The organism is Pseudomonas fluorescens (genome assembly GCF_001648775.1).
In the GTDB taxonomy this organism is placed as follows: Bacteria; Pseudomonadota; Gammaproteobacteria; order Pseudomonadales; family Pseudomonadaceae; genus Aquipseudomonas; species Aquipseudomonas fluorescens_M.
Window position 1 is genome coordinate 119603 of the sequence record NZ_LVEJ01000013.1, and the last position, 13798, is coordinate 133400.

The window sequence follows — 13798 nt, forward strand, 5'->3', positions numbered from 1 at the left end:
CTCTGGTAGATAAACAACAATCAGGACAACACTTCGCCGGCCGGTACCTTCAAGCCGTCATGCCACCACGCCGCGAGACTGAAGACGTTGGGCGCCTTGAGAATCGTGAAATGGTTGCCCGGCCCGTACCACACCGTCAGATCCTGCACTTGACGCTGCCAACCCTCGACCATCGCCGCTTGCTCACGCTGGTTGCCCCACGCATCCAGCGTCGGGTCATCGACCAGCGCCAGCCGTACGGGCCCGGTGTAGGCCCGTTGCGGTTGATAGACCGTGCGCAGCGCGGTGGCGAAGGTGCGGACCGGGCCATGCATCGCCTGCGCTGACGAACGCGCAGACAACACACCGGCGCGCACCATCCCGGCATGCAGCAAGCGCATTTGCGTAGCGTCATCAGCGTCGGCAAAAACCTGCGGATCGATCTCCAGCGACTTGCCACTGGACAGTTGCAGGGTGTCGATCAAGCGCTCCAGCGCCGCCGTACCGGTGTACGGCTTGCCCGCCGTGCCGTTGCCGCCCGGCGCTTCGCTGTCGATCAACGTCAACGAAGCCACCTCGCGCCCGGCCGCTTGCAACTGCGCCGCCATGGCATGCGCCACCCAACCGCCGAACGAATGGCCGATCAGGTGCACCGGGCCTTGTGGGTACGCCTGCGCGATCGCCTGCAGATAAAACGCGGCAGCGGCCTCGACCTGACTGTGCGGCACACTGCTGCCGTCCAGCCCGCGCGGTTGCAGGCCGATGATCGGCCACTCCGGGCCAATCGCTTCGGTCAGATGAATGAACCCGGTGACGCTGTCACCTGCCCCCGGCACACAGAAAATCGGCGCATGCCCCAGATGCCCGCTCTGGATCGTCAGCAGTGGCTGATACACCGCCGTGGCGGGCGCGACTACCGCCTCAAGTGCCTGGGTGATGGCCTGCCCCAACGCCTGAATATGCGGATTTTTCATCATGCTGCGGTGATCCCCGGGGATATCGATGCACTGCAACAGACGACTGTCGAAGCGCTCCTCCCAACCGCGAGTCGGGCTTGGCACAGACTGCCCGTCCATCAGCGCTTGCGCGCGGAACAGATGAACAGTCTGGCTCGCCGGGCTGACCCGGTAATGCGCCAAGGCCAAGCGATGCGCCGCCTCGCGATCGAAGTAATGCCAGGCATCGGCCGCGCTGACCGTGGCCAGTTCCGGATCGGTCAGTTGCTGCACCTGGCAACGCTGGAACAGCGCGTGGAAATCCAACTGCTCCATTTCGGCTTCCAGAGCCTCGACCGCCGCCAACGCGGTGGCGCCTTCAGCACCGAGCATCAGCGCACGCCCCCGGCAATGCCCGAGCAACTGGCGCTTGTCGAGATCCTTGCCGCTCCACATCGCCTTGTCCTGGGCCAGTGAGTTGGGCGAGTAGCTGTCGAGCATGCCGATGAAGTCCACCGTTTGGTCCTGACCGAGCAATTGCTGGGCAACTTCATGGGCCAGCACCCCGCCGAACGACCAGCCCGCCAGACGATACGGCCCGTGTGGCTGCACCGAACGGATGATCCCGGCCATCCGCGTGGCCATGCATTCGATTGTGCGCAGCTGTGGCTGACCCAGCGGCACGCCGGGCAGGCCATAAATCGCAAACTCGCCGCCGATGTGCTGCGCCAGTGTCGGGAAATACACGTCGCGGCCACTGAATTCATGCACCAGGAACAGCGGCGTACCGATATCCCCGGCACGTACTACGACCAGCCCCTCCGGTTGCCCGGCCATTTCGTCCTGAGCGAGCAACGCTGCCGCCGACTCGATGCTCGGGTGCTGGAACATTTCGGCCAGCGACACTTGCAATCCGCCGCGTTGCAGCAGATTGACCAACCGCACCGCGAGCAACGAATGTCCGCCCAACTCGAAGAAGTTGTCGTGACGACCGACCTGCTCGACGCCAAGCACCTCTGCCCAGATCCGCGCCATCGCGGTTTCCACCTCGCCTTGCGGCGCGACATAAGGACGGTTGATCAGCGCGTCTGCACCCGGCTCCGGCAAGGCCTTGCGGTCGACCTTGTCGTTGGGGGTCAGCGGCAATGCGTCGAGTAGCACATAGGCGCCGGGCACCATGTACTCCGGTAAGCGTTCCAGCACATGGGCACGCAAAACCTCCAGGTTTGGCGTTTCGATCCCTGCACGCAACGTGTACCAAGCCACCAGACGCTCGTCGCGCACCATTACCACCGCTTCGCGGATCGCCGGATGTTCGGTCAGCCGCGCTTCGATTTCCCCCGGTTCCAGACGCAAGCCGCGCAGTTTGATCTGGAAGTCATTGCGTCCGAGAAATTCCAGATCGCCGTCGTTGTTGTAGCGCGCCAGATCGCCGGTGCGGTACAGCCGATCACCGGCCACGAACGGGCTGTCGATGAAACGCTCGGCCTGCATCTGCGGCAGTCCGTGATAACCGCGCGCCACACCCACACCGCCAATGTGCAACTGGCCGCTGACACCCTGCGGCACCGGTTGATCGTAAGCATCGAGGACGTACAAGCGCGTGTTACTCAGCCCTTGGCCGATCGGCACCGCGTTGTGTGGCACCGGCTGATCCGGTTCAAGCGTCCAGCCGGTGCTGTCGACCGTGGTTTCGGTCGGGCCGTAAACGTTGTGCAAACGCACCCACGGCAAGCGATCGCGCACCTGACGCGCCAGGGCCGCGCTGAGTTCGCCACCACCGTTGAGCACATCGGTCAGGCTGGTGCACTGGCTGACGTCGGCCTGCTCAATGAAGTCCTGCAGCAGCGCCGGCACGAACTTGACCACCGTCACGTGGTGCTCGCGAATCGCCTGCACCACATAAGCCGAATCGCGGTTGCCATCCGGCCGTGCCAGCACCAGTCGCAGGCCGGAACACAGCGGCCAGAAAATCTCCCACACCGAACTGTCGAAGCTGAACGGGGCTTTTTGCAAGAGCGCGCCATGCTCGGTCGGCGCACTGATCTGCGAGCCCCAATGCACCATGTTGCAGGCGCTGCGATGCTCGATCATCACGCCTTTCGGCAGGCCGGTGGAGCCGGAGGTGTAGATCATGTAGGCCAGGTTCGCGGCACTCAGGCCCGGCACCTGCGGATCGTCAGCGGGCAGTTGTTGCCAATGACCTTGATCGAGGTCGATGAAGGTCATTGCAGGCGCGTCGAACAGCGAACGCGTCGCCGCTTGCACCAGCACCGCGACCGGCGCGCTGTCCTTGAGCATGTAGGTCAGACGTTCCGCCGGATATCCCGGATCCAGCGGCACATACGCCCCGCCGGCCTTTAGAATGCCGAGCAGACCGACCACCAGATCCAGCCCGCGCTCGACGCAAATCGCCACGCGTGAATCCGGCTCCACGCCCTGTTCGCGCAAGTGATGGGCCAGTTGATTGGCCCGTGCATTGAGTTCCCGATAGGAAAGCCGCCCAGCTTCGGACTGCACGGCGATGGCCTCGGGTTTAGCCCGTACCTGCGCTTCAAACAAGCAGTGCAACGGCTGTTCCAGTGGGCAATCGACTTCGCTGGCGTTGAAGTCGTGCAACAGGCGCTGACGTTCGTCCTGCGCCAGCAACGGCACCTGCTCCAGCAGCGTTTGTTCATCGCTCACCAACGCGGCCAGCAAGCGCTGGAAGTAACCGACAAAACGCCGCACCGTCGACTCATCGAACAACGCCGTGGCATAACGCAGCGAACCGCGAACACCATCGGCGCTATCGCCGAGACTCAGCGACAGGTCGAACTTCACAAAGTGGCTCTCCCCCGCTACGCCTTCCAGCGTCAGGTCGCCAAGTTGCAGGCTCGGGCCGTCATTGTTGTCCCAGCTCAGCAGGGTCTGGAACAACGCGCTGTGGGCCAGACTGCGCAGCGGTTTGCTGATGTCCACTACGTGCTCGAACGGCAGATCCTGATGCGCCTGCGCCGCCAGGGTTTGCGCCTTGACCCGCGCCAGCAACGCTTCGCCGCTGAGTGCGCCCGAGGTGTCGATGCGCAAGGCCAGGGTGTTGACGAACATGCCGATCAAACCTTCGATCTCGGCGCGGGTGCGGTTGGCCACCGGCGAGCCGATGACCACGTCGGTCTGGCCGGACAAGCGACTGAGCAGCATCGCCCAGGCACTGAGGATCACCATGTACGGCGTCACAGCGCGACGTTGGCACAGCGCTTTGAGTCCGCGACTCAGAGATTCGCCCAGCACCACCTCGACATGACTGCCGGCAAAGTCCTGTTGCGCCGGACGCGGTCGGTCGGTCGGCAGCGTCAGCAACGCCGGAGCACCGGCCAAGGTCTGCTGCCAGTAATCGCTCTGCCGTTGCAGCACCTCGCCAGTGAGCCAGCGGCGTTGCCACACCGCGTAATCGCTGTACTGCAGCGCCAGCGCGGGCAGCGGGTCTTGCTGATCATGGCTGAAGGCTTGATACAACGCCGCCAACTCACGCGTCAGCACACCCATCGACCAGCCATCGGAGATGATGTGATGCAGCGTCAGCAACAGCACGTGGTGATCGTCGGCCAGACGCACCAGACGTCCGCGAATCAGCGAATCGCGAGCAAGATTGAACGGTGCGCCGGCTTGCTCCTCGATCAGCCCACGCAAGGCGTTATCGGCCTGCGGGTGCTGGCGCAAATCTTCAACCTGCAGCAACAGCGCGGCCTCGGCCGGCACGATCAGCACCTGCGCTTGATCGTCGATCTGGGTGAAGCGGCTGCGCAGGGTTTCGTGGCGCTCGACAATACGCGCCAGTGCCCGTTGCAGCGCGTCTTCATCCAGCCGCCCGCGCAGACGCAGGCCCAGCGGAATGTTGTACGCCGTATTGCCGCCGTCCATTTGCGCCAGGAACCACAGGCGCTGTTGCGCAAACGACAGCGGCAGCGCTTGCTCACGCGCTGCCGGCACAATCTCCGGCAAGGTGCTGCGCGCGGCCCGGCTCAACACCTGCGCCACGGACGCCAACTCGGGATTGGCGAACAGTTCGGCCAGGGTCAGCTCCACATCCAGCTGTTGGCGAACCTGCGACAGCATGCGCATCGCCAGCAATGAATGCCCGCCTAGCTCGAAGAAATTGTCGTGTCGTCCCACCTGCTCGATCTGCAACAACCCGGCCCAGATGCGCGCCAGGTTTTCCTCCAGCGCCGTGACCGGCGCCATATAGACCCGGCTGAGCATGGCGGCTTGGGTCGGTGCCGGCAGCGCCTTGCGGTCGATCTTGCCGTTGTTATTCAGCGGCAACGCCTCCAGTTGCACCCACGCCGTCGGCAGCATGTACTCCGGCAAGCGCGCCGACAGTTGGGCGTGCAGTTCAACGCTGTCGAGTTGTCCCTCGTGCGCGGTGTAATAGGCGACCAGACGCGGGGTCTCATGAGCGTCGCGGCGCGCCAGCACCACGGCTTCCTTGATCCCCGCGCAGTTCAGCAGGCGGTTTTCGATTTCACCCAGTTCGATGCGGAAACCACGGATTTTGACCTGATCGTCGTTGCGCCCGACGCAATCGAGTTGCCCCGGCGCCAGCCAGCGCGCGAGGTCACCGGTGCGATACAACAACGCACCGGGTTTATCGCTGAACGGATCGCGGAGGAATTTCTCCGCGGTCAGATCCGCCCGGTTCAGATAACCCAGCGCCACGCCCTGCCCGCCGATATACAGCTCACCGGTCACGCCCATCGGCAGCGGTTGCTGATGCGCATCGAGCACATAGACCTGCGTGTTGGAAATCGGCCCACCGATTGGCACGCTCTCGGCGTTTTCGGCCACCGCTTGCACTTCGAACGTCGTGGCGTAAGTGGTGGTTTCGGTCGGGCCGTAGCAATGCACGATGCGCAGTTGCGGCGCTTCGGCCAGCAGCGTGCGGAACGCCTCCGGATCCCCACGCTCGCCACCACAGAGCAGAATGCGCAGGCCTTTGAGGGCTTGCGGAATCAGTTGCACGTACTGGTTGAATAACGCCGTGGTGACGAACAGGATCGTCGCGCCACTGGCGCTCAACTCACGACCGAAGGCCTGCGGATCAAGCAGGGTCTGATGGTCGATGATCACCACGCGACCACCGTTGAGCAGCGGCCCCCAGATGTCCATGGTGCTGGCATCGAACGCCGGGTTCGAGGCGAACACCACGCGATCCTGCGCATTGAAATCGGCGTAACCGTTATTGAGCACCAAACGGCCGATACCACGGTGCGGCACCATCACCCCCTTCGGCGTGCCGGTGGAACCGGAGGTGTACATGATGTACGCCAGCGACTCGGAAGACTGCGCAAGGTTAGGGTTATGCGTGGGTTGATCACTGAGTTTCAGCCTGTCCAGATCGATACGCGTTGCGGCGTAATCGATGACTTCGTCGCTCAGGGTCAGCAGCGCGGCCGCCCGACAGTCCTCGACCATGAACGCCTGACGTTCGCTCGGCGCATGGATGTCCAGTGGCACATAGGCCGCCGCGCACTTGGCAATCGCCAGTTGCGCTACCAGCAGTTCCAGCGAGCGTGGCAACAGGATCGCCACGTGATCCCCTGGTTGCACGCCTTGGCCGATCAGGTGATGAGCCAGGCGATTGGCCTGCGCGTTCAGTTCGAAATAACTCAGCGATTGTGCGCCATGCACCGCCGCCACAGCCTTTGGATGCGCCGCCGCTTGTTGCTGGAAAATCCCGTGCACGGTCAGGGCCTGCGGATAATCGCGCGCGGTGGCGTTGAATTCGACGAGCAAGCGCTGACGCTCCTCTGCCGCCAGTAACGGCAGGTGTTCAAGGACTGCGTGATCATCGCTGACCATCGCTTGCAGCAGCCGCTGGAAGTAACCGACAAAGCGGCGGATGGTCGCTTCGTCGAACAGCGCCGTGGCGTAGTTCAGCGAGCCGCGAATCACGCCGTTGACCTCGCCCAGGGTCAGCGTCAGGTCGAATTTGGCGACCTCGTCGGCGCCGGCCACCGCTGCCAGTGTCAGCTCGCCCAGCGCCAATTGCGGGCCGCCGTGACTGTCCCAGCTCAGTGTGGTCTGGAACAGCGGACTGTGCGCCAGGCTGCGCGACGGTCGGGTGATTTCCACCACTTGCTCGAACGGCAGATCCTGATGCGCCTGCGCCTCCAGTGTCCGTGCCTTGACCCGTGCCAGCAGCGTTTCGACACTCGGCTCACCCGAGGTATCGATGCGCAGCGCCAGGGTGTTGACGAACATGCCGATCAACCCTTCGATTTCAGCGCGGGTGCGGTTGGCCACCGGCGAACCGATCACCACATCGGCCTGCCCGGACAGACGACTCATCAGCAGTGCCCAGGCACTCGTCAGGGTCATGAACAGGGTCACGCCATGCCGCTGGCTCAGGGCTTTGAGTGCGGCGCTCAGATTTTGCTCCAGCGCCACTTCGAGGTTGCTGCCGGCATAGTCCTGTTGCGCCGGGCGCGGACGATCAGTGGGCAGCGTCAACAGCGCCGGAGCACCGTCGAGGGTTTGTTGCCAGTAATCACTTTGCCGTTGCAGCACTTCACCGCTGAGCCAGCGTCGTTGCCACACGGCGTAGTCGCCGTATTGCAGCGTCAGCACTGGCAGCGGATCGGGCTGGCCCTGGCTGAACGCCTGATACAAGGCCATCAATTCTCGGGTCAGCACGCCCATCGACCAACCGTCGGCGACGATGTGATGCACGGTCAGCAACAGCACATGGTGATCGTCGGCCAGACGCACCAGCTGTCCGCGAATCAGCGGGTCGTTCTGCAGATCAAACGCCGTCAAGGCTTCCTTCGCCATCAACCTTTGCAAAGTGTCCTCGGCCAGTGGTTGTTGGCATAAGTCTTCAACACGCAGCAGCAAGCCGCTGTCGACCGGCGCAATCGTCACCTGCGCAGTGTCATCGCGACTGATGAAACGGCTGCGCAGGGTTTCGTGGCGGGCCACGATGCGCGCGAGCGCCGCTTGCAGCGCATCGATGTCGAGTCGACCGCGCAGGCGCAGGGCGATGGGGATGTTGTACGCCGAGTTGCCGCCCGCCATTTGCGCCAGGAACCACAGGCGTTGCTGGGCGAAGGACAAGGTGCCGTCACGCGTTACCGGGACAATCGACGGCTGGGTGCTGCGCTCGGCACCCGCCAGGCACTCAGCGACCGCCGTCAGTTCGGCATTGGCGAACAGATCCGCCAACGCTAGCTCCAGCCCCAACCGTTGCCGGACCTGCGCGACCATGCGCATCGCCAGCAACGAATGCCCACCGAGTTCGAAGAAATGATCATGACGCCCTACCCGTTCGACCTGCAGCACCTCGGCCCAGATCTGCGCCAGGGTGGTTTCGGTCTCGCCCTGCGGCGCGGCGTAGTCACGGGTGAACAACGCGGCCAGATCCGGTTTCGGCAACGCCTTGCGGTCGACTTTGCCGTTGGCCGTCAGCGGTAAGGCGTCGAGCCTGACAAAAGCGGCCGGCACCATGTACTCCGGCAGTTGTTCCAGCAGATGCGCACGCAGCTCGCCGACGTTCAGCGCTTCGCCTTGCGCGGCTTCGGTGAAATACGCCACCAGTCGCGGCTGGCCGGGCTGATCTTCACGGGCCAGCAGCACGACATCCTGAATCCCCGGCAACTGATTAAGGCAGGTCTCGATTTCGCCAGGTTCGATGCGCACGCCACGGATTTTCACCTGGTCGTCATTGCGCCCCAGGTATTCCAGCGTGCCGTCCTCACGCCAGCGCGCAAGGTCACCGGTGCGGTACATCCGCGCGTTCGGCAAGCGGCTGAACGGGTCATGCAGAAAGCGCTCGGCGGTCATTAGCGGGCGGTTCAAATAGCCACGGGCGACGCCGGCACCGCCAACGTATAACTCGCCCATCACCCCCAGTGGCACCGGACGCTGCTGCTCATCAAGCAGATAAACACTGGCATTGCTCACCGGTTTGCCGATGTGCAGCACTTGCCCGGCCTCGATCAACCCGGACGTGGCAACCACCGTGGCCTCGGTCGGGCCGTAGTTGTTGATCACCTTGAAGGACTGGGTGCGATTGAACTGGCGCAGACGATCGCCGCCGATCAGCAAGGTTTTCAGGGTTGGATGCGCCTGCTCCTGGCTGAAGGCGTACTCGGCCACCGGCGTCGGCAGGAAGCTGACGTCCAGCGGCTGCGCGCGCCACCAGTCGAGCAGTGCATCGATGTCTTCGTTGCCGTCGTGGGCCGGCGCCAGATGCAGGGTCGCGCCGACGCACAACGCCGGCCAGACTTCCCAGGCCATGGCGTCGAAACCGAACCCGGCGAGGCTTGAGGTGTGGCTGCCGGCGTGCAGATCGAACGCCGCACAATGCCAGTCGAGCAGATTGCTCAGGGTGCGGTGCTCGACCATCACGCCTTTGGGCTGCCCGGTGGAACCAGAGGTATAGATCACATACGCCAAGTGTTGCGGCGTCAGCGCGGGCACTGACGGCGTGTCGATTCTGCTGTTTGGCCACTGGTGCAGATCAAGGTCGATCAGCGGCACTTGCAGCTCGGGCAGACGTGCGCGCAGTGTGCTTTGGGTCAACACGGCAACCGGCGCGCTGTCCTCCAGCAGATAGTTCAGGCGCTCCGCTGGATGCGCCGGGTCCACCGGCACATAACCGGCGCCCGCCTTGAGAATCGCCACCAATCCGACCAGGGTATCGAGCCCGCGACGGGCAACGATGGCCACGCGATCATCAGGCCGCACACCCGCTTCGATCAGGTGATGCGCCAAGGCGTTGGCCTGGTGGTCGAGTTCGGCATAACTCAGGCGCGCGCCAGCAAAAATCACCGCCGGCGCGTGCGGTCGCTCAGCCACTTGCTGCTCGAAACGCTGGCCGATGGTCAGCCCCTGAGGGTAGTCGGCGTGGCTAGCATTAAAGCCAATCAACAGCTGTTCGCGCTCAGCGGCCGGCAGGATCGACAAGCGTTCGAAGCCTTGATGCGGTGCCTGTTCCAGTGCCTGCACAAGGCTGTGCAAGGCACATTGCAGATAGTCGCAAACACGTCGCGCGTCGATGCTGGCACCGGCCGACGCGCTGAGGCTGAAGCCTTCGCCGAGGTCGTCGACGCTGAGGGTCAGGCGATAATTGCTGTGTTCCTCGGCTTCCAGCAATTGCATGCCGTGCCAGGCCGCCGCAGCCTCGGCCGAACTCGACGACGCCGCAGCCCCGTGACGATAGTTGAACAAAGTGCTGAACAGCGGCGTGGTCGGCGCCATCGCGCTGCAATGCTGGATGCGCGCCAGCTGCGCGTGTTCGTGCTGGAGCAATTGGCTCAGCCGTTGATGGGTAGCCAAGGCCGCGCCTTTGACGCTGTGCGCGGTCAGATCGATGCGCAGCGGCAAGGTATTGATAAACACCCCGAGCGCACGCTCGGCACCCTCGCCGCCGTGCAAGCGGCCAAGTAATACCGTGCCGAACACCACGTCGTCGCGGCCCGACAACTGCCCGAGCGTCTGTGCCCAGGCCAGGTGCATCAGGCTCGCGGCGCTGACACCCAGACGCCGCGCCTGCTGGCGAATATCGCGGCTCAGACCGAGGTCGAGGGGCAACCGCGCCTGCTCAGCCAGCCCTTCCTGTGCAGGAGCCTGGCCGTACGGCAAGGTTGGCTCGTCGATATCACCGAGCATGTCGCGGAAGAAGCTTTCATGCTGCTCATCGCTCATCCCGGTCAAGGTCTGCGCCACGTAATTACGGTATGGCACCGGCTCGGCGAGACGTTGCGGCTGGCCGCTGAGGAAGGCCTGCATTTCCTGTTGCAGCACTTCCAGCGCGACGTGATCCATCACCAGATGATGGAACAGCAGCAACGCGACAACCCGCTGATTGACCGCGTCCCACGCGTGGACCACGCGCATCAGCGGCGCCTGATTGACGGCCATGCGGTAATGGCCGGCATCGAAGCGAGCGCGCAACTGCGCCAGTGCATCGCCGCCCACGACCTCCAGTGCAATACCTTCGCAGGCCAGTGACGCCTGGCGCCAAACCACTTGCACCGGGTCTTCGAGGCCTTCCCAGAACAGCGAGGTGCGCAGAATGTCGTGGCGCTGAATGACCTTCTGCAGAGCTTCAGTGAAGGTGTTCAGGCGTTGTTCGTCGGCAAACGCAAACTGTGCCTGCAACACGTAGGGGTCGCCCTGCGCGGCCGCCAGGTGATGGAACAGAATGCCCGTCTGCAAAGGCGCCAACGGATAAATGTCCTGCACATTAGCCGCGCCGCCGGGGATGCTGGCAACGATGCGGTCAAGGCTCGCTTGATCGAGCGTCACCAGAGGCAGCAGATCCGGGGTGATGCGCGTGCAGTTCGGCGCAATGCGGTTGGCCGGAATCTCGGCTTGCGGCTCGCCACCAACGGCCGCCGCCAGTGCGGCGAGTGTCGGCTGGTTGAACAGCACGCGAATGTCGGCGCTGAGGCCGGCACGACGCATCTTCGCCAGCAGATTCACCGCCATCAGCGAGTGCCCGCCCAGCTCAAAAAAGTGGTCGTGACGCCCTACCCGTTCGACGTTGAGCAATTGCGCCCAGAGCGCAGCGAGGAGGATTTCCACTTCGCCGACCGGCGCCTCGTATTCACGTGCAGCCAATGCAGCCAGATCCGGGGCCGGCAGCGCCTTGCGGTCGAGTTTGCCGTTCGGGCTCAGTGGCAGCGCATCGAGGTGCACGAACACCGCAGGCACCATGTAGTCCGGCAAGTGCTCCAGCAGATGGCTGCGCAGCGTTTCGATGTCCAACTGTTCCCCGGTGTAATACGCGACCAGACGCTTGTCGCCGGGTACGTCTTCGCGGGCCAGCACCACCGCTTCCGGCACCCCCTCGATCTGGGTCAGGCGTGCCTGAATTTCACCCAGTTCGATGCGCAAGCCACGGATTTTCACCTGGTCGTCGTTGCGGCCCAGGTATTCGATATTGCCGTCGGCCAGATAGCGGGCAACGTCGCCGGTACGGTAAATACGGCCATTGGCCTGGAACGGATCATCGAGAAAGCGTTGCGCACTCAGTTCTGGTCGGTTGAGGTAACCACGGGCCACCTGCACGCCACCGATGTACAACTCACCGACAACGCCTTGCGGCACCGGTTGTTGTTGGCCATCGAGGATGTACATGCGGGTGTTGGCGATCGGTTTGCCGATCGGCGTGTTGTCCGGGGTTTGCTCCAGCGGCCCGGCGCAATTCCACGCGGTCACGTCGACGGCGGCTTCGGTCGGGCCGTAGAGATTGTGCAACGCAGTGCCCGGCAATTGCCGTTTGAACCGCCGCACCAGACTGCCCGGCAACGCTTCACCGCTGCACATCACCTGACGCAGTTGCGAGCAGCGCTGGGTGTCGCCATGGGCAAGGAACACGTCGAGCATCGACGGTACAAAGTGCAGCGTGGTAATCCGTTCTTGCTCGATGATTTCGCTGAGATACAGCGGGTCCTTGTGCCCACCGGGCTGCGCCATGACCAGACGTGCGCCGGTCATCAACGGCCAGAAAAACTCCCACACCGACACGTCAAAACTGAACGGTGTCTTCTGCAACACCGTGTCCGCTGCTGTCAGCGGGTAGGCGTCCTGCATCCACAGCAAGCGGTTGACCACCGCGGTGTGTTCGTTGATCACGCCTTTGGGCTGGCCGGTCGAACCGGAGGTGTAGATCACGTACGCCATGTGTTGCGGGGTCAACTCGGCGGTCGGCAGAGGGTCGCTCGGCAGCGACTGCCAGTGCGGTTGATCGAGATCGATCACAGGCAGGGTGACTTCACCGAGCAGCCCGCGAGTTGAACCTTGCACCAACACCGCCAGCGGCGCGCTGTCGTCCAGCATGTAGCCAAGACGTTCCAGCGGATATGCCGGGTCCAGCGGCACATAACCACCGCCAGCCTTGAGGATCGCCAGCAGACCGACAACCATGTCCAGACCGCGCTCGACGCAAATCGCCACCCGCGAATCCGCCTGCACGCCCACGCCACGCAGGTGTCGCGCCAGTTGGTTGGCCTTGGCGTTCAGCTCGGCATAGGTCAAGCGCTGTTCACCGGCGAGCAACGCCGGCGCCTGTGGCGTGCGCGCCACTTGCGCCTCGAACAGACCGTGGAGGGTCTGCTCAAGGTTGTAATCCACTGCCGTGGCATTGAAATCATTCAGCAGCCGCTGTTGTTCGTCCTCTGCCAGCAGCGGCACGTGTTCCAGCACCGTTTGATCATTGGCGACCATCGCCTGCAACAGACGCTGGAAATAGCCGGCAAAACGCAGCACCGTCGCCTCGTCGAACAGCGCCGTGGCGTACTCCAGCGAACCACGAATCACACCGTTGCACTCGCTCAGGTTCAGCGACACATCAAACTTGGCGAAGTGACTCGGTTCCGCCACGCCTTCCAGGGTCAAATCACCGAGGGCCAGCGCTGGGCCTTGCAGACCGTCCCAACTGAGCAACGTCTGGAACACCGGGCTGTGCGCCAGACTGCGCAGTGGACGAGTAATTTCCACCACCTGCTCGAACGGCAGATCCTGATGCGCCTGGGCTTGCAGCGTCAGCGCCTTGACTCGGGCCAGCAGCGCTTCGACGCTGAGTTCGCCCGAGGTGTCGATGCGCAGGGCCAGGGTGTTGACGAACATGCCGATCAAACCTTCGATTTCGGCACGGCTGCGGTTGGCCACGGGCGAACCGATCACTACTTCCGACTGACCGGATAAACGACTGAGCAGCATGGCCCAGGCGCTCATCAGCGTCATGTACAGCGTCACGCCATGACGCTGGCCCAGCGCCTTGAGGCCGGCGCTCAAACGTTCATCGAGCACCACTTCGACGCTGCTGCCGGCGTAATCCTGCTGCGCCGGTCGTGCACGATCGGTCGGTAACAGCAACAGCGCCGGAGCGCCCGTCA

General features: G+C 63.6%; 1 protein-coding gene (only partly in view). It reads right to left on the minus strand.

What is annotated here, in order from left to right:
- Positions 1-20 precede the first annotated feature (20 nt).
- A protein-coding gene (locus tag A8O26_RS13965; RefSeq protein WP_064118559.1) for a non-ribosomal peptide synthase/polyketide synthase crosses the window boundary here: on the minus strand, positions 21-13798 show its 3' portion. 4051 nt of this gene lie beyond the right edge of the window; the window shows 13778 of its 17829 coding nt (coding positions 4052-17829); its start codon lies beyond the right edge, outside the window; the stop codon is at positions 21-23.